We start from the raw sequence: 18119 nt of genomic DNA on the forward strand, positions 1-18119 counted from the left end.
TCGGGGCGGTGTCGGGAGAGGGTTCTGGGGGGCGGGCTATTTCTGGCCGTAGGCGTGGTGGTACCGCTCGTACAGGCTGTCGATGTGCTGCTGCGGGATCGGCACCAGGTCGCCCAGCTGTGCGCTGATGTGCACGGTGCGTGCCACTTCCTCGCAGAGCACGGCTGATTTCACAGCGGCGCGGGCGTCGGTACCGATGGTGAAGACCCCGTGGTTCTGCATCAGGACGGCGGTGGAGCGGTGTGCGGACAAGACGTCCACAATGCCGCGGCCGATCGAATCGTCGCCGATCAGCGCGAACGGCCCCACGGGGATTTCGCCGCCGAACTCGTCCGCCATCATGGTCAGGACGCAGGGAATGGGTTCGGCCCGGGCAGCCCAAGCGGTGGCGTAGGTGGAATGGGTGTGCACCACTCCGTGGACGGCGGGCATGTGCCGGTAGACGTACGCGTGTGCCGCGGTGTCGCTGGAGGGTGAGCCGCCGCCGTCGAGCGGCGTGCCGTAGAGATCAGTGAGGACCATGTTCTCCGGGGCCAGGTCTGCATACGGAACGCCGGAAGGCTTGATGACCATCAGTTCCCGGCCGGGAACCCGGGCGGAAATGTTGCCGGCGGTCCACACGACCAGCTCGTTGGCCGTCAGTTCAGCATGCAGGTCGCTGACCTGGCGGCGCAGCCGGGCCACGGTGTCCAGGGCGTCCTGGGTGAGCGTCACAGCGCCGGTTCCTTCTCCGCTGCCTGGGCTGTCAGAGCTGCCGCAGGCGGCCGGCCGGCGGCCTCCCGCTGCATCCGCTTCAGGCGGTGCATCACCTGGTTGGCGCCGCGGCCGAAGTAGTCGTGCAGGGTCCGGTATTCGGCGTAAAGCGCGTTGTAGGCGTCCACGTTCTCCGGGACGGGCTGATACGCCCCGGGCCGGACACGGCCCATGGCCGCAGCCGCGGTCCGCACGTCGGGGTAGGCGCCGGCCGCGACGGCGGCATGGATGGCCGAGCCGAGGGCGGGCCCCTGGTCGGATCCGATCACCGAGAGGGGAAGGTTGAGGACATCGGCGTAGATCTGCATCAGCAGAGGGTTCTTCAACAGGCCGCCGGCCACCACGAATTCGGTTACCGGCACGCCGCTGGCGGCGAAGGCTTCGATGATGGTGCGGGTGCCGAAGGCGGTGGCCTCCAGCAGTGCCCGGTACATGTCCTCCGGCCGGGTGGCCAGGGTCTGGCCTACGAACACGCCGGAGAGTTCGTGGTCCACCAGGACCGAACGGTTTCCGCTGTGCCAGTCCAGCGCCAGCAGCCCGTGTTCACCGATCGCCTGCCGCGCGGCCAGTTCGGTCAGGTACTCATGCACGCCGACGCCGGCTTCCGCCGCGGCGTCGCCGTAACGCTTGGGGACGCAGGTGCTCACAAACCAGCCGAAGATATCGCCCACACCGCTCTGCCCGGCCTCGTAGCCCCACAGGCCGTCAACGATGCCGCCGTCCACCGCGCCGCACATGCCCGGAACCTCGCGGAGTTCCGGGGCGCTCATCACGTGGCAGGTGGACGTACCCATGATGGCCACCATCTGGCCCGGCTGGACGGCGTTGGCCGCCGGTGCCGTAACGTGCGCGTCCACATTGCCCACGGCGACGGCGATGCCCGCGGGCAGGCCGGTCCATTCCGCGGCCTGCGCCGTGAGGGTTCCGGCGGCTGAACCGAGCGCGCCGATGGTCTGCTCGAGCTTGTCGGAGACAAACCCGGCGAAGTCGGGGTTCAGTGCGGCCAGGTAGTCAGCAGACGGGTAGGAACCGTCCTGGTAGATGCCCTTGTAGCCGGCGGTGCAGGCGTTGCGCACGTAGGAGCCGGTGAGCTGCCAGACAATCCAGTCGGCCGCTTCCACCCAGCGGTCCATGGCCGCGTAGATTTCCGGATCCTCCTCGAGGATCTGCAGGGCCTTGGCAAACTCCCACTCCGAGGAGATCAGTCCGCCGTACCGTGCCAGCCAGGTTTCGCCGCGTTCAGCTGCCAGTTCGTTGATCCGGACGGCCTGCGCCTGGGCGGCATGGTGGCGCCAGAGCTTCACATACGCATGCGGGCGGCCGGAGAATTCCGGCAGCTCATTCAGGGGAGTGCCGTCAGCGGTGGCGGGGACCATGGTGCACGCGGTGAAATCGGTGGCCAGGCCGATCACTGCTGCGGGGTCGACGCCGGCGGCGGCCAGGGCCTGCGGTACGGCATGCATCAGCACCTCAACGTAGTCCTGCGGCACCTGCAGCGCCCAGTCCGGCGGGAGCCGGTCCGTGCTGCCCGGGAGGTGGTCGGTGAGGACCGCATGGGGGTATTCATACACCGCGGAACCCAGCTCGGCGCCGTCGGAAACCCGGACCACCACCGCCCGCCCGGAGAGAGTGCCGAAATCCACGCCGATGACATAGTGCTGGCCGGGGTCGCGCAAAGAAGCCTCCTGGTGCCGGTTCCGGAAGGGCCGGCGGAAATCGTCAGTGATTCTGTTAGCGCTAACAAGTAGATGTGAGCCGCATCTCATTGTCAAGGCCGGAACCGGCGTGGCGGTGCGGGAATCAGCCGAGAGCGGGGGCCGCGGCAGTGCTGCTGCGGATCACCAGCTGCGGCGCGGCGGGCTCGGGGAGCGGCGTGTCCGCAGCGTCGGGGATCTGCTGCAGCAGCCGGGCAATGCAGTAGGCGCCCTGGCTGCGGTAGTCCTGCCGGACGGTGGTGAGCGGCGGCAGGAAGAACGCTGCTTCGGGCTGGTCGTCAAAGCCCACCACGCTGACATCCCCGGGTACCCGGATCCCGCGTTCGTGCAGGGCCCGCATGAAACCCAGCGCCATCTGGTCATTGGCCACAAACACGGCGCTGAACCGGCCGGCGTCGAAGGCCAGGCCGTTGCGATAGCCTGACTCGGCGCCCCAGTCGCCGGTCATCGATTCGGCGGCTTCCAGACCCCGTGCCGCCAGCTCCGCGCGCCAGCCGGCTGTCCGCTGCTGCGCGTCCGTCCACCGGTCCGGCCCGGCAAGGTGGGCGATGTGTGTGTGCCCCAGTTCGGCCAGATGGGCCACGGCTTGGCGGGCCGCGCGGCCGCCCTCGGGAGCGAGCCCCTGGGCCAGGACTTCGAGGGGAACCCCGGACTCCAGGCCGCCCACCAGGTCCGCACCCGAATCCAGTGGGGCCACCAGCACAATCCCGTCCGGAGCCTGGTCCAGCAGGTGGTTGACGGACTCCAGCACGGCTTCCCGGGTCATTTTGCTCAACCCGGCCACGCTGACAAAGTATCCGTTCCGGAAGGCGGCTTCCTGCAGTCCCAGCAGCGTGCTGGCGGGACCGTATTGCTCGAGTTCGCTGATGATCACGCCGATAACCCGGGAGGAGCGGGTCACAAGGGAGCGCGCGGCCGGGTTGCGGCGGTAGCTGAGCTCGCGGATGGCCGCGGACACCCTGTCCTTGGTCTTCGGGCTGACATTGGGGTGGTCATTGAGCACCCGCGAAACCGTCTGGTGTGACACCCCGGCCACTCTGGCGACATCCTCCATGGTCGGCGGTGAGCCGGACGGCCTGCGGCGTGAGGGGGACATGGACTGCTTTCTTTTGAAGCGGGGCACCCTTGCCGGTGCACAGCCATCATAGGGTGCCCCGGGAAGCCCGCCTATCGGACACGCAGCCCCATCACCTGTCCGGTCGCCGGGCCCGCCGGGTCCATGGCTTCCGGCCAGCGGGCCGTCAGCATAAAAAGCAGCCCGCCGTCGAGGCCGCCGGTGGCGCAGGAAAAGCAGCCCTGCTCCAACTGGACCGTTTCGGCCACGGCACCGCCCTCGCGGATCCGCACGCAGCGTGCACCGGGCACTTCCGCAAACCAGATGCCGCCGGAACCGTCCCAGCAGATGCCGTCCGGGGCACTGCCATCGAGCACCGCCCACGCCGCGGACGGCGTCAGGGACCCGTCCCCGTTGATGCTGAAGGAGGCAATGCGGCCGGCATTTGATTCGGCGACCACAAGCGTGGCGCCGTCGCCCGAGACGAGCATGCCGTTGGGGAAGGCCAGGCCGCCGGCCACCTGCTCCACGGAGCCGTCGGGGCGGACCAGGGCAATGGTCCCGTTCTCCTGCGGCTGCCCGGAATAGTCGTAGCCGATCCCGTTGACGTAAATGTTGCCGTTCGGGTGGACGGCTATTTCATTCCACGGATACTCCGAGAGGCCGCCCAGATCGGCCAGCGGAACCAGGCCGGCATGCGGCACTTCCACCAGTACCTTCCCGTCGCTGCCGGACACCACGGCCATTCGGCCGTCCGGCAGCCAGTCGAAACTGATGGGAAAGGACGGGACGGCCGCCACCCGGCGGACATTGCCTGCGGCGTCGAGCGCGGAAATGGTGCCCGCCGTCCAGTCGGCATACCAGAATTCGTTGTTGTGCCAGCGTGCCGATTCGCCCATGCCGATCCCGGACGCCAGCGTTGTCGGTTCCACCATGCTGCACCTCGTTCCCGGAAGGGGTTGCCGGTTCCAGTATGTCGCGGTGCCCGTGCCGTCAACAGATGCGGCGGCTGGCAGGATGGCGGCTCAGGCGGCTCAGGCGCCTGGGGCACCCAGCATGCGCAGGGCCATGGTGCTGTGGTGCTCGCCGACGGCGGCCGCGGTGAGCCGGCCGTCGGTCCGGTACCAGCGGGCCACGTCGATGCACAGGGAGAGCAGCGCCAGGACGGCCAGGGGAGTGTCGGCAACGGTGAACAGGCCCTGTTTCCGGCCGCGGTCGACGACGGTGCGGAACTCGGCGTCCACGGCACGGCGGATGGCCAGCACCTCATCCCGGTGCCCCTCGGTCAGGGCGGCAAGTTCAAAGTTCACAACGGCGGATTTGGTCCGGTTGATGCTCTGCCATTCCACGAACTCGCGGACCATGGTGCGGATCTGTTCCACCGGGTCGGTGCTGGAAGCGGCGGCGGCCTGTACCAGTTCCAGGGTGCGTTCGTGGCCCACCCGGGAAATGCTGTACAGCAGTTCTTCCTTGGAGCGGTGGTGCACGTAGACGGCTCCGGGGGTTACGCCTGCGGCGGTGGCGATGTCGCGGGTGGTCGTCCCGTGGAACCCCTTGGCGGCAAACGCCGCGGTGGCCGATTCCAGCAGGCGCTGGCCCGTCTCGACTGCAGGCACCTGGACCTCCGGTTGTGGCGTGAATGAGCGATCAGCAACCAGAGTAACAGCGGCCCGGGCGCCCCGCGCTCCCGCGCTAGGCCAGGCGCGAACGAACCACTTCGCTGACGGCCTTGCCGTCGAACCGGCCGGCCACCTCCGCCGTCACCGGTTTCATCACGGAGCCCATCTGGCGCATGGTCGGTTCCGTGCCGCCGGCCCGCAGATCGGCAATCACCTTGTCCACAATGGCCTCCACATCGGCCCGGGCCAGGGGTGCCGGCAGGTAGGCCTCAATGACCTCTGCCTCCGCTATTTCCGCGGCCGCGCGGCCCTCTTCGCCGGCATCGGTGTAGATGCGGGCCGTGTCCCGCCGTTTCGCCGCTTCCTTCTGGAGCAGCGCCACGATCTGCACGTCATCGAGCTCCACCGGCGTCTTGCCGGACTTCTCCCGCGTGGTGATTTCGCCGAGAACGTTCCGCACGGTGGTCAGGGCGGTCCGGTTGCCCGCTTTCATGTGGGCCTTCATATCCGTCTGCAGCTGCTCTTTGAGCGTGCCCATAATCCGTTCCTCTTTCGTTGGTGTAATGCCCCCCTCCTATCGTCCCACCCGCACGCATCACGGCGGTCCGGAGGGCGGCCGGGCCGAGGTCCGGGCCACCGCAGTGGCCCGGCGCACAGCGGTGCGAATCACAGCCCCAAACCCGCCAAGTTGTCTTTAGCGACTCAAGACAACTGGTAACGTTGAGGGCATGCAGACGGACGTTGACACGGATCGGCTGGCCGGACATATCCGGTCGGCAGGGCTGAAAGTCACCGCACAGCGCCTGGCCGTTTTGCGGGCGCTGCAGCATGCACCGCACTCAAGTGCGGAGCACGTCCTGGCGGTTGTCCGGAACGAACTGCCGGCCATATCGGCGCAGGCGGTCTACGGCATCCTGTCCGCCTTTACCGAGGCCTCAGTGGCCCGGCGCATCGAACCCGCCGGATCCCCGGCACTGTACGAGGCCCGCGTGGGGGACAACCACCACCACCTGGTCTGCATCAGCTGCGGAGCAATCCGGGATGTGGATTGCGTGATCGGACAGGCACCCTGCCTGTCCCCGTCGGACGACGCCGGCTTCACCGTGATTGCCGCCGAAGTCACCTTCAGCGGTATCTGCAGCAGCTGCCGGCGGCAGGCGGAAACCTCCGCCCCCTAGGCAGCACCACCCGTCACCACCGGCGGGCCTTTCAATGGCGATTTACCTTTCCGGGCTCAACGCTGCCCTGAAGGCGCCTTGTCCCGGCCTGCCCACGTGCAAACCGGCGGCAGGAAACAGGCCCGAGTCTCACCGCAACGCGTTATACGAGGAGAGAACATGACCATTTTGCTCAACCGACCCACCACCGCCGAAACAACCCGCGAAACCGCCGCCCCCCGTGAAGCCCGCCCGGCGGTACGCCGTCCGAAGGGGAGCTACACCCTGCGGTATGACCGCCCGCAGGCTGCCGCCCGCCCCGAGGGCAGCTACGTTTCAGCTGCAAGCCAGGACACCCGCGCCCGCGGCAGCTACACCTGCATCGACGGTGCCGCCCCCCGCAGCCGTCCCGAGGGCCGCTACACCCTGCGCGGCTGAGCCCCTCAGGGCGCGTCCCGGCCGCAACCCGATAGGATGGGGACGCGTTGTCCCGCGGGGGCGAGTAGGCAAAACCCCTTGAGAGGACACCATGAGCCTGATCCGGCTGCAGGACGTATCGACTTCCTTTGATCACAAGCAGGTACTGCGTGAAGCCTTCCTGCGGCTGGAGCCCAAGGACCGGATCGGCCTGATCGGGCGGAACGGTTCTGGCAAATCCACCATCCTGAAACTGGTGATGGGCCGGATAGAACCTGACTCCGGCACCGTGACCGTGGAGCCGGGCCTGAAGATCGGCTACTTCTCCCAGTTCTCCGAACTGGACGGCACCGCCAGCATCAGCGAGGTCCTGGACTCGGTCTTCGGGCCGATCAAGGATGTGGAAGCGCAGCTGGCGGCCATCGATACCGCCATTGCCGCCGATCCGGACGGCAGGGAACTCGATAAACTCATCCGCCGCCAGTCGGAGCTGTTTGAGACGATGGACCGCCTGGACGGCTGGGATTATCCGCGGCGCATCGACACCGTGCTGACCACCCTCGGATTCACCGACGCCCACCGGACCTGTCCCATTGATGCCCTCTCCGGCGGCTGGCGGAACCGTGCCGCGCTGGCGAAAATCCTGCTTGAACAGCCCGATGTGCTGCTGCTGGACGAACCCACCAACTTCCTGGACGTGGCCGGCGTGGAATGGCTTGAAGGCTGGTTCCGCGATTTCCGCGGTGCGGCCGTGATCGTCTCGCACGACCGGAAATTCCTGGACGCCGTGGTCACCCGCATTGTGGAGGTGGAGAACTACCACCTGCACGAATATGCCGGGAACTTTGCCGAGTACGTGGTGCAGAAGCAGTTCCGCCTCAAAACCCTGCAGGCGCAGTTTGTGCATGAGGCCGAACTGCTGGCCTTTGAAGCCGAAGGCATCGCGGACCGCCGCGAGGCCGCCAAGGCCGGCGGGCGCCTCAGCACCCAGCTGGCCCGGATCAAGAAATCCCGCGCACCGCGCCCGGTGGACGAGATCATCACCGGCATCTACGACGGCCTGCACGTCAAGGACGTGCTGGGCCGCTTCCGCTCCCTGTCCAAGTCCTACGGCGACAAGGTGCTTTTCAGCGACCTGAGCTTCGAGGTAAACAAAGGCGACCGCATTGCGGTCACCGGTACCAACGGCAGCGGCAAAACCACCCTCCTGCGGGTGCTGACGGGCGAGGAATCGCCGGACACCGGCGATGTGAACTGGCCCAAGGGACCTTCCATGGTGTCCTACAACCAGATGCTCGCCGGGCTCGACGACGCCGACACCGTCACCCATGCCGTGAACTCGCTTCCCGGGTCCCTGGCCTTCAGCGCCACCCGTAAGTCCGTCAACCGGTTCCTGACCATGTTCCAGTTCTCGGAAGCGGACCTGACACAGAAGATCGGCAACCTCTCCGGCGGCCAGCGCGCCCGCGTGGCCATGGCCCAGTGCCTGCTCTCCGGCGCCCCTGTCCTGCTGCTCGACGAACCCACCAACCACCTGGACATGTCCAGCACCCAAGTGATGGAGCGGGCACTGCTGCATTTCCCCGGCGCCGTGATCGTGGTCAGCCACGACCGCTTCTTCACCGAAAAAATCGCCACCCGCCGGCTCGTGTTCGGCGCCGACGGCGCGGCCCCCGGACAGGTGGAGCTCCGCGAGGCGTAGTACCGCCGTCGCCGACGATTAGGCGCGCCATCTGTCGCCGGTGCCGGATGCCCCGCTAATGTCAGGGGGTGTTTGACGGACCCAGCCTCGTTTTCCTTGCCGCCGGCCTGGCGGTGTTCCTGGCTGCCGTGTTGCCCAAAGTGCTGCGCGACGTCCCCGTTTCCATGCCCATGGTCTTCCTGGGCGCAGGCATCCTCGCGTTCACCGTGCTGCAGGATCTCCCGGACCCGGATCCCCTCCGATACGGCGACCTCAGCACACACCTGACCGAAGTCTGCGTCATCATTTCGCTGATGGGTGCCGGACTGGCGCTGGACCGTCCGGTGGGCTGGCGGCGCTGGTCCACCACCTGGCGCCTGCTGGGCATCGCGATGCCGCTGACCCTGCTGGGCCTGACCCTGCTGAACCTCTGGCTGCTCGGCGTCGGGCTTGCCGCCGCTGTGCTGCTGGCCGCCGCACTGGCGCCCACCGACCCGGTACTCGCCTCGGAAGTGCAGGTGGGGGAGCCGGCCGACGATGAGGAGGAGGACGCCGAGGGCGAAGCCGAGGATGAGGTCCGGTTCGGCCTGACGTCGGAGGCCGGTCTCAATGACGGCCTGGCTTTCCCCTTTGTCTACCTCGCCATTGCCCTGAGCCTGGTCGGCACCGCGCCGTCGGCATGGTTCCCGCACTGGATTGCCGTTGACGTCCTTTGGCGGGTCAGCATGGGTGTTGCCCTGGGCTTCGGGACCGGCAAGCTGCTGAGCACGGTGTTCTTCTCCGCCCGCTACGAAAGCATCCGCCTATCCAACCACTCCGAGGGCTTCGTGGCCCTGGCCGCCACTTTCCTGGCCTACGGCATCACCGAGATGCTGGACGGCTACGGATTCGTGGCCGTGTTTGTCTGTGCCGTGACCATCCGTGCCGCGGAACGTACGCATGGTTACCACCGGGTGTTGCACAGCTACGTTGAACAGTTGGAACGCCTGCTCACCGTGGTGGTCCTGGTGCTGCTGGGCGGGGCGATAGCCCGCGGACTCCTGGCCGGTATCGGCTGGCAGGAACTGGTGGTCACCGCTGCCTTCCTGCTGCTGGTCCGTCCGCTGGCGGGATGGCTCAGCCTGCTCGGCGGACGGCCTGGACGCCGCGAACGCGTGGCCCTGGCGTTCTTCGGTGTCCGCGGCATCGGATCCCTGTATTACGTCGGCTATGCGCTGGGAAAGGGAAACTTCCCCGGCGGGGAGGGCCTGTGGGCCCTGATCGGCCTGGTGGTGGCGTCCTCCATTGTGCTGCACGGCGTGACCGCCGCCCCGGTCATGAACCGGCTGGACCGGATCCGGGAACAGGCCGCAAAGGAGCGGTTCGGGGACGGGCGCCAGGCCCCGGATACGCCCGTCTAGCGGGAGCCGGCGCCCCGGCCGTCAGCCCGCTCCCGGCGGGCCGCCTAGTCCCGGCCGGCGCGGCCGTGTTCCAGACCTGTAGGGAAGCCGAGCGTCACCGGTTGCAGCGCCGGTTCCGGAGCACAGCAGGACGACGACGGAGCCGCTGGTGCCGGGGCGGGGGCACAGCAGGACGAGGCGCCGCTTTCGGCGGGGGCAGGTTCCGGGTCGCAGCAGGACGACGCTCCGCCTGGTGCGGGCACCTCACAGCTGGTTCCGATGTCGCTCGAGCAGACTCCGGTCTCCGGCAGTACCAGTTCAACGGCGTCGGCCGCCGCCTGGTCACCCGCCAGCGCCGCAGCAATGGAACGGACCTGTTCATACCCGGTGGCCATCAGGAACGTGGGTGCCCGGCCGTAGGATTTCATGCCGGCAATGTAGAAATCGGGATCCGGATGCGCCAGCATCCGGGCTCCATGCGGGGCAACGGTGCCGCAGCTGTGGAACTCGGGGTCGATCAGCGGTCCGAGCTGCCGTGGAGCGTCCACGGCCGGATCCAGGTCCAGCCGCACCTCCGCGAGCATGTCCAGGTTGGGACGGAAGCCGGTGGCAGGCACCACACGGTCCACGGTGAGGGCTGTACCGCCGGCGGCGCTTACCTTCAGCCGGCCCGTCCCGGGTCCGGACACCACTTCGAATCCGGTGATGGTGAATGAGGTGTGCAGCTGGACGGTTCCGGACCGGACCAGTTCGCGCAGCCGGGTACCCAGGGCACCCCGGGCGGGCAGGCCGTCCAGGTCTCCGCCGCCGTACACGTGCTCAGCTGACGGGCTGCGGACCGCCCAGAGGATCTCCGAAGTTCCCGCCGAGGCAAGGTCCAGCAAGGTGTTGGCGGCGGAATGGCCGGCCCCGACCACGAGTACCCGTTGTCCGGCGAACGTCGCCCGGTCCCGTCCGGCGGCGTCGGGCAGCGGGGCCGTGATCAGGCCGGCGGCGCGGGCCTCGGCTTCACCCGGTGCGGCCAGGCCTGCCGTGCCGAGCGGATTGGGGCGGTCCCAGGTACCGGAAGCATCAACGACGCCACGGACCAGGTGGTCCTGCAGGCCCATGGCTGACTGTGTCCGGACCAGGAACGGCGTCTGTGCACGGTTTGCCGTGCGGGTTTTGTCCAGGCCGCTCCGGCTCACGGCCACCACGCGCGTCCCGGTGCGGATGGCTGCGGCCAGCGCCGGCACGTGCGCCAGCGGGTCAAGGTAGTCGCGGACCAGTTCGGCCCCGGTGGGCAGGACCTCCGGGTCCGGTTCCGTCCAGCCGGCGGTGCTGAGCAGGCGGCGGGCCGCGGAGTCGATGTTGTACCGCCACGGTGAGAACAGCCGCACGTGCCCCCAGGCCCGGACGGCATGCGCCGGCGTCGGGCCTGCTTCCAGCACCAAGGGAGTGATGCCGCGTTCGAGCAGGTGTGCGGCGGCGGCCAGGCCCACCGGACCGGCACCGATGACGGCGACCGGCAGTGCGTGATTCGTTGTCATGGGGTCAGCCTTCCTCTGCCGGGGAGATGGGCAGCAGTGAGTTGATGAGGTCTTCGACCCGGTGGCGGATCTCGTCGCGGATCGGGCGGACTGCCTCCAGACCCTGTCCGGCGGGATCGTCCAGCTGCCAGTCCTCATAGCGGACGCCGGGGAAAACGGGGCAGCTGTCACCGCAGCCCATGGTGACCACTACGTCGGAGGCCCGCACGGTGTCGGCGGAGAGGAGTTTGGGGGTCTCGGCGGAAATGTCGATGCCGACCTCGGCCATGGCTTCCACGGCTGCGGGGTTCACGGATGCAGCCGGGGCGGAACCGGCGGAGCGTACCTCGATCTGTCCGGCGGAGAGGTTAGCCAGGAAGGCCGCGGCCATCTGGGAGCGGCCCGCGTTGTGGACGCAGACAAACAGGACGGAGGGTTTCATGGGCGGTCCTTTGCGGTGGGGGAAGCGGTGGGGGAAGCGGGGGAGTGCAGGGTGGGGAAAAACCGGCGGGCCCAGAGGGCCGCATACACCAGGGCAACCAGTACGGGCACCTCGATCAGCGGTCCGACGACGCCGGCCAGGGCCTGCCCGGAGGTGATGCCAAAGGTGCCCACCGCCACGGCTATGGCGAGTTCAAAGTTGTTGCCCGCAGCGGTAAAAGCGAGCGTTGCGGTCCGGGCATACCCCAGGCCCAGGATCCGGCCCAGCAGCATCCCGGCAGCAAAGACCACCAGAAAATAGACCACCAGTGGAACCGCGATCCGGGCAACATCCAACGGGTGGGCGATAACCTGCGCGCCTTGAAGGGCAAACAGCACGGCAATGGTAAACAGCAGGCCGTAGAGTGCCCAGGGTCCGATCCGGGGCAGGAACGTCCCTTCATACCAGTCCCGTCCTCGGATCCTTTCACCCGCAACCCGGGACAGGGCGCCCGCCAGCAGCGGGACTCCGAGGAAGACCAGCACGGAGACCGTAATGGCCGTCAGGGAGAATTCCGCACTGGTGACGGACAGGCCCAGCCACCCGGGCAGCACCTGCAGGTAGAACCAGCCCAGGGCGCCGAAGGCCACTACCTGGAACACCGAATTCAGTGCCACCAGGACGGTGGCCGCTTCCCGGTCCCCGCAGGCCAGGTCATTCCAGATCATCACCATGGCGATGCAGCGCGCCAGTCCGACAATGATCAGGCCGGTACGGTAGTCCGGCAGATCGGGCAGGAAGATCCAGGCCAGGGCGAACATCAGGGCGGGGGAGAGGACCCAGTTCAGGATCAGGGAGGTAACCATCAGCGTCCGGTCCCGCAGCACGGCCCCGGTTTGTGCGTAGCGGACCTTGGCAAGCACGGGGTACATCATCACCAGCAGGCCAACGGCGATCGGCAGGGATACCCCGGCCACCTGCAGGCTGTCCAGTGCTGCGGACAGGCCCGGCACCTGCCGTCCCAGCAGCAGTCCGGCGGCCATCGCGAGCAGGATCCACAGCGGCAGCCACCGGTCCGGGCCGGAAAGGCGGGCTGCCGGCGCCGGCGGTACGGCAGTTTTCACGGGTACTCCTCCACCCGGAGCAACCGGGATATCGATAAACATCAATGTCGAGTATGGAAACATTCATCGATGATTGTCAATCTGTGCTGCATAATGGATCGCATGAGTGCAGCAGCAGCAGCAGGCAGTGCAGGAACCGGGCAGGCCCTTTCCTCTCCGGGCGCCGTCGTCGGCCTCTCGCTCTCGCCGTCGCGTTCCGAGGGGATAGCCCGGGCCTTCAAGGCGCTGGCTGATCCGAACCGCGTGCGGCTGCTCTCCCTGATTGCGGCCAGTGCCGATGCCACCGCGTGTGTCTGCGACCTGACGGAACCTCTGGGACTCGGCCAGCCCACGGTGAGCCACCACCTGAAGATCCTGATGGATGCCGGCCTCCTGACACGCGAAAAGCGCGGCGTCTGGGCCTACTACTCCCTGGTGCCTGCGGGCATGGACCGACTGGCGGACTGCCTGCGCGAGATCGGGGCGGGGCCTGCCGCCGGCTGAGCGGAGAAAAAGCTGCACAACTCTGGCAGGGCCCGCGGCGCATTGCTACCTTGGCCGGATGGATGCGCACGGGCACGGCGCGGAAGACCCCTGGCCGGCCGGGCCAAGGGCAACGCCGCCGGTGCTGATGGCCCAGACCTGGGCGGATGCCGTGTTCCTGCATTGGCGGATACCGCTGTCCGTGGCGGCGCCGTACATGCCGGCAGGCGTTGAGCCGGACGCTTTCCGCGGTTCCACCTATGTGGGGCTGATCGGCTTCCGTGCCCGCGAAACGCGGCTGTTCGGCCGGTTTCCGGTGCCCTGGTTCGGCTCGTTCACCGAAATCAACGTCCGGCTCTATTCACGCGGCCGGGACGGCAGCCGCGGGGTACTCTTCCTGACGCTTGACGCTTCCAGATTGGGACCCGTGCTGGTGGCCAGGGCACTGCAGATCCCGTATGTCTGGTCCCGCTGCCGCGCTGTCCGCTCCGGGCTGGAGCGGGGGTACGACGTCGAACGGTTCGGGGCACAGGCGGGCACCTCCTTTGCGGCGGTGCCGCTGGAGGGCGAATCGGCGGATGACGAGCTTTCCCTCTGGCTGACGGCCCGGTTCGGCCTGCATGCGGCCCTGTTCGGCCGGACCGTGTTCATTCCCAATTCGCACCGGCCCTGGCCCTTGCGGCCGGCCGTGCTGACGCATTTCTCCGACAGCCTCGTGCCCGCTGCCGGCCTGCTTGTCTCCGGACCGCCGGACACCGTGCATTACTCCACCGGAGTGCACACACTGTTCGGCCGGCCCCGGCCGGTGGCCTGAGCGCGCAGCAGCTCGCGCTGCAGTCCCCGTTCGCCGCGGCGCATCAGCAGGCTGTGGGCGGCGGTGAAGACTGGCCGCGCCACCGGAGTGAGCAGGCGCATCCAGCGGCGGGTGGGGGTGACCCGCCAATCGATGGACATCCGCGTGCGGTGCGGTGCCGCGGCGTCGGGGGAGAGGCGGATCCGGCCGGTGCCCGCCAGGTCGCCGCCGGCGTCGAACTCAATAACGTGCGGGTGGTCGGCAGCCGTGGGGCGGATCGTAATGGATAGCCGGTAGCCCAGGGCTGCGCGGAACTGCAGGCGCGCGGTGCTGGCCAGCAGGAGGGCATCCGGGCTCCCGGTATCGGCATCGTCCGGAACGGATAGCTCCTCGAGGGTGCAGCCGGGCCACCAGCGCGGCCAGCTCATGTCACTGGCCGCCACGACCGCCCAGATGTCTTCCGGGGCGGCGTCCAGCAGCCAGCAGGACGGAAGGATATAGAGACCGGGCATTAAGACAGCATCGCATTGGGACCCGCCGGGCCGGAAACCGGCCCTCTGCGCGGTCCCAAGCGGGAAGCGGCACAGCTGCCGGTGTTCCCGGACAGCTGCGCCGCTTCCGGGCGGATCAGCTGCGGTAGGCCTCAGGCAGATCCAGTCCGCGGTCTGCCATGACCGCGCGCAGCCGCGTGGGGTAGTCGGTAATGAGCCCGTCCACGCCCAGGTCCATCAGTGCGTTCATGTCCGCAGGTTCGTTGACTGTCCACGGAATGACGGGCAGCCCGAGTTGGTGCGCCTCGGCCACCATCTCGGGGGTGACGCTGGTGGCGATGGGAGAGACGACGTCATAGCCCTGTGCTGCGGCTGCCCGCGGTACGGAGCCGGCGAAGTCGTCAATGTCGATCCCGCCCAGTTCGGGTGCTGCACCGGGCTGGCCCACGCCCAACTCGGCGGGTGTCCCGGCCAGGGCCACCAACGTCAGGTCCGGCGAGATGTCCGCGACCAGGTTCAGCGTGGACCAGTCGAAGGACTGGATGGTGGTCCGGTTGGCCCGGCCCGACTCACGGACCACGTCCACCACGGCCTGGGTCAACGCGACGCTGCCCGGCCCGCCGGCCAGTCCCTCTTCGACCTTGGTTTCCACATTGAACCAGACGGTTTCAGCGCCGTACCGGTCAGCCAGTGCGTAGACCTCGCTCAGTTCAACAATGCGGTTCCCCTCGGCCACGTCCTGCTCCGGGAAACCCGGCAACTGGGCGTACCCGCAGTCCAGGGTCTGCACCTGCGCCAGACTCAACTCCGAGACCCGGTCACCCACGTAAGGGAACTCCGAATCTCCGGGGCTTGCCGCGGCGGTGTCAGCGCACTTTTCCGGCTGGATCGTGTCGTCATGCCAGACGATGACGCGTCCGTCCTCGGTCAGATGCGTATCCAGTTCCAGCGTGGTTACACCCAGCTCCAGGGAATGCGCGAACGCAGTGAGGGATTCCTCTGTGTTTTCCCCGCGTCCGCCGCGGTGGGACTGCAGGTCAAAATCCCGTTCCGTTCCCGAACGCATGACGTCGACCATTACGTCGAAAATGCGGGTGTTCTCATACACGCCGGTCAGCATCTCGGCGCCAGGCCCCATGGCGGTCAGCGGCACGTCGTCACCGGTGTGGCCGTTGGTGGTCCAGTCAATCCGGAACTGCTGGTCCGAACCGGCGACGTCGAAGGGCTCTTCCTGCACCGGGCTGTCCGGATTGGTGGGATCTGCGCCCCCCAGCGGTTCGATGGTCATCCCGCCGGTTTGGTGGTCGCCCACCGTGATGAGCAGCGTGTTGCCGTCCTGTTCGGCGTACTCCCTGGCCAGGGCAACGGACCGGTCAAATTCGATGCCGGACTCGATGGTGAGGGCACCGTTGTTGACGTGGCTGAAAGCGTCAATGCCTTCTTCTTCCACCATCAGGAAAAAGCCGTTGTCCGACTGGTTGCCGTCCAGCACGTCCAGGGCCTTCTGCGTCATTTCCGTCAGCGGAACGGCGGGATTGTAGGTTTCCTCGACGTCGTCGCCGTACTGGAACATTTCCTCGTTGGCGAACAGGCCCAGCAGCCGTTCTCCCTGCGCGGCCTGCAGGCCGGGGAGGTCCCAGACGTATTCGTAGCCCTGGTCCTGGGCCTCTTCCACCAGGTTCCCTTCGGTGCCGGCGCTCTGCTCGGACTCGTCCTCGGCCGGGTTGTCCGGGTACCGGCCCGGGTCGCCCTCCGGGTACCAGTAATCCTCGCCGCCACCCAGGATGACTTCGGGGTGGGAGCTGCGCAGGAACTGCGCGGCGATTGCGCTCTGCTCGTCGCGGTCCAGTACGTGCGAGCCGAATGCGGCGGGCGTGGCGTCGGTGACCTGGCTCGTGGTGACCAGCCCGGTTGATTTGCCCAGGCCTTCAGCAATTTCCAAAGCGGTGGTGACGGGTTCGCGGTCCAGGTTGGTGCCGATGGCTCCGTTGTAGGTCTTCACCCCGGTGGCCATGGCGGTGGCCGCCGCCGCGGAATCGGTGACGAAGGTTTCCTCATCGGCCGAATTGGTGTGTACCCGGCCCACTTCGGGCAGGGTGTCCATGGCCAGTTCCCCCTGCAGGCCCACGGAGGCCAGGCGGATGGCGTCGCGCTGGGCGGTGCCCATTCCGTCACCCACCATCAGGATGACGTTCACGGACTCGTCGTCGCTGTTGTCCCCGCCGTCCGTGGGGCTTGGCGTGGGACTGGAGGTCGGGCTGGAGGTTGAGCTGGATGTCGGACTGGAGGTGGGGCTCGGGGAGCCGGTCGGGCTCCCGCTGGGACCGGTCGAACCGGTGGGTTGCGGTGTTCCGCCGGTGGCGGGCAGGCCTGTCATGCCGCACCCTGCCAGGACGCAGATGCTCAGTACCGCCGTGGATAATGCCGAAGCCGTCTTCTTCATGTTGGATTCCCCTGCGAGTGATGGTGCTGGTGGTCCCCCTTGACGGGGCCACACTCCGCACCGGCAGGCAGGGTGTCAACAGAGGACCGGGCTATCCAAAGCGCGGCAGGAGCATCGGCGGCTTATCGCACCGGCGGGTTATTCAAAGGGCGAAGGATCTCCCGTGCCCCGGCGGACAACTTCCGGGGTACCGTCGGAAAAATCGACCACGGTGGTGAGATCCGGTCCGCAGAAGCCGGAATCGATGACGGCGTCCACCTGGTGGTCCAGCCGTTCCTTGATTTCCCAGCCCTGGGTCATCGGATCCTCATCACCGGGCAGCAGCAATGTGCTGGAGAGCAGCGGTTCGCCCAGGCCGTCCAGAAGGGCCTGCACCACCGCATTGTCCGGAATCCGTACGCCCACGGTGCGCTTTTTGGGGTGCGACAGCCAGCGCGGGACTTCCTTCACGGCCGGCAGGATGAATGTGTAGCGGCCGGGGGTGGCGGCCTTCACGCTGCGGAACACCGAATTGTCCAGCTGCACGAACTGTCCCAGCTGGGCGAAGTCCCGGCAGACCAAGGTGAAGTGGTGCTTCTCGTCCAGTTTCCGGATCTGCCGGATCCGCTCCAGCCCGTCACGGTTTCCCAACTGCACGCCCAGGGCGTAGCTGGAATCGGTGGGGTAGGCGATGAGGCCCCCGGAGCGGACCAGGTCCACGATCTGGTTGATGGACCGCGGCTGCGGGTTGTCGGGGTGGACGTCAAAGTATCTGGCCATACCCAAAGCCTACCGCCGGCCCTCCCGGGAGGCAGCAGGAATGGTGTTGCCGGTTATCCGTATTAAAAGGAAACATTTCACCTTTTCCGGTTTTGCCATTGACGGAAAGAAATGCGTCCCAATAATCTGGGGTCAGCAATCAAGAGTTCCAGCCATCGGCCCTGGCCGGCTGGACAGCAACCCTCTCGTCGTAGCGGGGTGCTCCAGGTGATGATTCGGCCGTCGGACAACAGTCCGCCGGCAAGTACGGCGCTCATGGCTGCCCCGCAGCCGGCTGCGTCCCGATCGACAAGGGAAACGCGCATGCCCAACCCCCGCAGAACCTAGGCAACCGACCGGGTTC

At 67.5% G+C, this 18119-nt stretch carries 18 protein-coding genes and 1 riboswitch; of the genes, 6 read left to right on the forward strand and 12 right to left on the reverse strand.

Annotated features, from left to right (window positions below; genetic code table 11):
• Positions 1-36 precede the first annotated feature (36 nt).
• The 6 genes from AC5RUF_RS07525 to AC5RUF_RS07550 all read right to left on the reverse strand — a co-directional run bounded on the left by AC5RUF_RS07525 (position 37) and on the right by AC5RUF_RS07550 (position 5679).
• Positions 37-714: an L-ribulose-5-phosphate 4-epimerase gene (locus AC5RUF_RS07525; protein ID WP_493996387.1), complete on the reverse strand. Its 678-nt coding sequence runs from the start codon at positions 712-714 to the stop codon at positions 37-39.
• On the reverse strand, positions 711-2429 hold the full coding sequence (araB, locus tag AC5RUF_RS07530; protein ID WP_494130163.1) for a ribulokinase: 1719 nt from the start codon (positions 2427-2429) through the stop codon (positions 711-713). Before araB ends, AC5RUF_RS07525 begins: the two co-directional genes overlap by 4 nt.
• A gap of 124 nt (positions 2430-2553) precedes the next feature.
• Entirely contained in the window at positions 2554-3564 is a 1011-nt protein-coding gene (locus AC5RUF_RS07535) for a LacI family DNA-binding transcriptional regulator (RefSeq protein ID WP_494130164.1), read from the reverse strand.
• A gap of 71 nt (positions 3565-3635) precedes the next feature.
• Positions 3636-4457 carry an SMP-30/gluconolactonase/LRE family protein gene (locus AC5RUF_RS07540; RefSeq protein WP_494130165.1) on the reverse strand — a complete coding sequence of 274 codons (822 nt, stop codon included), beginning with the start codon at positions 4455-4457 and terminating at the stop codon, positions 3636-3638.
• A 99-nt stretch (positions 4458-4556) separates the two neighbouring features.
• Positions 4557-5138, reverse strand: coding sequence for a TetR-type transcription factor C-terminal domain-containing protein (locus AC5RUF_RS07545; RefSeq protein WP_494130166.1), 582 nt, complete (start codon positions 5136-5138; stop codon positions 4557-4559).
• 76 nt (positions 5139-5214) lie between these two features.
• The gene (locus tag AC5RUF_RS07550; protein ID WP_493997787.1) at positions 5215-5679 is read right to left on the reverse strand and encodes a GatB/YqeY domain-containing protein; all 465 of its coding nucleotides are present in this window, start codon (positions 5677-5679) and stop codon (positions 5215-5217) included.
• Positions 5680-5869: 190 nt separating this feature from the next.
• Here AC5RUF_RS07550 and AC5RUF_RS07555 point away from each other — a divergent pair, with 190 nt between their 5' ends.
• The 4 genes from AC5RUF_RS07555 (at position 5870) to AC5RUF_RS07570 (ending at position 9796) form a co-directional block, all read left to right on the forward strand.
• Positions 5870-6319, forward strand: coding sequence for a Fur family transcriptional regulator (locus tag AC5RUF_RS07555; RefSeq protein WP_493997788.1), 450 nt, complete (start codon positions 5870-5872; stop codon positions 6317-6319).
• Positions 6320-6478: 159 nt separating this feature from the next.
• Entirely contained in the window at positions 6479-6736 is a 258-nt protein-coding gene (locus AC5RUF_RS07560; protein ID WP_494130167.1) for a hypothetical protein, read from the forward strand.
• A gap of 91 nt (positions 6737-6827) precedes the next feature.
• Positions 6828-8417: an ABC-F family ATP-binding cassette domain-containing protein gene (locus AC5RUF_RS07565; RefSeq protein ID WP_494130168.1), complete on the forward strand. Its 1590-nt coding sequence runs from the start codon at positions 6828-6830 to the stop codon at positions 8415-8417.
• 68 nt (positions 8418-8485) lie between these two features.
• The gene (locus AC5RUF_RS07570) at positions 8486-9796 is read left to right on the forward strand and encodes a cation:proton antiporter (RefSeq protein WP_494130169.1); all 1311 of its coding nucleotides are present in this window, start codon (positions 8486-8488) and stop codon (positions 9794-9796) included.
• A gap of 44 nt (positions 9797-9840) precedes the next feature.
• Here the strand turns inward: AC5RUF_RS07570 and AC5RUF_RS07575 are convergent, their stop codons facing one another.
• The 3 genes from AC5RUF_RS07575 to arsB are packed head-to-tail and all read right to left on the reverse strand — an operon-like array spanning position 9841 to position 12870.
• Positions 9841-11304: an FAD-dependent oxidoreductase gene (locus tag AC5RUF_RS07575; protein ID WP_494130170.1), complete on the reverse strand. Its 1464-nt coding sequence runs from the start codon at positions 11302-11304 to the stop codon at positions 9841-9843.
• A gap of 4 nt (positions 11305-11308) precedes the next feature.
• Positions 11309-11725 (reverse strand): arsenate reductase ArsC, encoded by a 417-nt coding sequence (locus tag AC5RUF_RS07580; RefSeq protein WP_494130171.1) that lies wholly within the window; start codon positions 11723-11725, stop codon positions 11309-11311.
• Positions 11722-12870: an ACR3 family arsenite efflux transporter gene (arsB, locus tag AC5RUF_RS07585; protein WP_494130172.1), complete on the reverse strand. Its 1149-nt coding sequence runs from the start codon at positions 12868-12870 to the stop codon at positions 11722-11724. Before arsB ends, AC5RUF_RS07580 begins: the two co-directional genes overlap by 4 nt.
• 60 nt (positions 12871-12930) lie before the next feature.
• Between arsB and AC5RUF_RS07590 the strand changes: the two genes are divergently transcribed.
• Both AC5RUF_RS07590 and AC5RUF_RS07595 read left to right on the forward strand, forming a co-directional pair.
• Positions 12931-13311, forward strand: a complete 381-nt coding sequence (locus AC5RUF_RS07590; protein WP_494130173.1) for an ArsR/SmtB family transcription factor — start codon at positions 12931-12933, stop codon at positions 13309-13311.
• A gap of 58 nt (positions 13312-13369) precedes the next feature.
• On the forward strand, positions 13370-14104 hold the full coding sequence (locus AC5RUF_RS07595; RefSeq protein WP_494130174.1) for a YqjF family protein: 735 nt from the start codon (positions 13370-13372) through the stop codon (positions 14102-14104).
• Here the strand turns inward: AC5RUF_RS07595 and AC5RUF_RS07600 are convergent.
• The 3 genes from AC5RUF_RS07600 to AC5RUF_RS07610 all read right to left on the reverse strand — a co-directional run bounded on the left by AC5RUF_RS07600 (position 14053) and on the right by AC5RUF_RS07610 (position 17776).
• Positions 14053-14595, reverse strand: a complete 543-nt coding sequence (locus tag AC5RUF_RS07600) for an SRPBCC family protein (protein WP_494130175.1) — start codon at positions 14593-14595, stop codon at positions 14053-14055. The two genes, AC5RUF_RS07595 and AC5RUF_RS07600, sit on opposite strands and share 52 nt — an antisense overlap.
• A gap of 115 nt (positions 14596-14710) precedes the next feature.
• Positions 14711-17017: an alkaline phosphatase gene (locus tag AC5RUF_RS07605; protein WP_494130176.1), complete on the reverse strand. Its 2307-nt coding sequence runs from the start codon at positions 17015-17017 to the stop codon at positions 14711-14713.
• 138 nt (positions 17018-17155) lie between these two features.
• Positions 17156-17776 (reverse strand): L-threonylcarbamoyladenylate synthase, encoded by a 621-nt coding sequence (locus AC5RUF_RS07610; RefSeq protein WP_493997234.1) that lies wholly within the window; start codon positions 17774-17776, stop codon positions 17156-17158.
• 137 nt (positions 17777-17913) lie between these two features.
• Positions 17914-18029: riboswitch (SAM riboswitch) on the forward strand.
• Positions 18030-18119: the final 90 nt, after the last annotated feature.

Source organism: Arthrobacter sp. Y3224198 (assembly GCF_059090025.1).

What these genes read in the sequence shown, in the direction of transcription:
- AC5RUF_RS07535 (WP_494130164.1), bottom strand. Translation starts at nt 3,564, where the DNA reads ATGTCCCCCTCACGCCGCAGGCCGTCCGGCTCACCGCCGACCATGGAG.
- AC5RUF_RS07540 (WP_494130165.1), bottom strand. Translation starts at nt 4,457, where the DNA reads ATGGTGGAACCGACAACGCTGGCGTCCGGGATCGGCATGGGCGAATCG.
- AC5RUF_RS07550 (WP_493997787.1), bottom strand. Translation starts at nt 5,679, where the DNA reads ATGGGCACGCTCAAAGAGCAGCTGCAGACGGATATGAAGGCCCACATG.
- AC5RUF_RS07555 (WP_493997788.1), top strand. Translation starts at nt 5,870, where the DNA reads ATGCAGACGGACGTTGACACGGATCGGCTGGCCGGACATATCCGGTCG.
- AC5RUF_RS07560 (WP_494130167.1), top strand. Translation starts at nt 6,479, where the DNA reads ATGACCATTTTGCTCAACCGACCCACCACCGCCGAAACAACCCGCGAA.
- AC5RUF_RS07565 (WP_494130168.1), top strand. Translation starts at nt 6,828, where the DNA reads ATGAGCCTGATCCGGCTGCAGGACGTATCGACTTCCTTTGATCACAAG.
- AC5RUF_RS07575 (WP_494130170.1), bottom strand. Translation starts at nt 11,304, where the DNA reads ATGACAACGAATCACGCACTGCCGGTCGCCGTCATCGGTGCCGGTCCG.
- AC5RUF_RS07580 (WP_494130171.1), bottom strand. Translation starts at nt 11,725, where the DNA reads ATGAAACCCTCCGTCCTGTTTGTCTGCGTCCACAACGCGGGCCGCTCC.
- arsB (WP_494130172.1), bottom strand. Translation starts at nt 12,870, where the DNA reads ATGTTTATCGATATCCCGGTTGCTCCGGGTGGAGGAGTACCCGTGAAA.
- AC5RUF_RS07590 (WP_494130173.1), top strand. Translation starts at nt 12,931, where the DNA reads ATGAGTGCAGCAGCAGCAGCAGGCAGTGCAGGAACCGGGCAGGCCCTT.
- AC5RUF_RS07595 (WP_494130174.1), top strand. Translation starts at nt 13,370, where the DNA reads ATGGATGCGCACGGGCACGGCGCGGAAGACCCCTGGCCGGCCGGGCCA.
- AC5RUF_RS07600 (WP_494130175.1), bottom strand. Translation starts at nt 14,595, where the DNA reads ATGCCCGGTCTCTATATCCTTCCGTCCTGCTGGCTGCTGGACGCCGCC.
- AC5RUF_RS07605 (WP_494130176.1), bottom strand. Translation starts at nt 17,017, where the DNA reads ATGAAGAAGACGGCTTCGGCATTATCCACGGCGGTACTGAGCATCTGC.
- AC5RUF_RS07610 (WP_493997234.1), bottom strand. Translation starts at nt 17,776, where the DNA reads ATGGCCAGATACTTTGACGTCCACCCCGACAACCCGCAGCCGCGGTCC.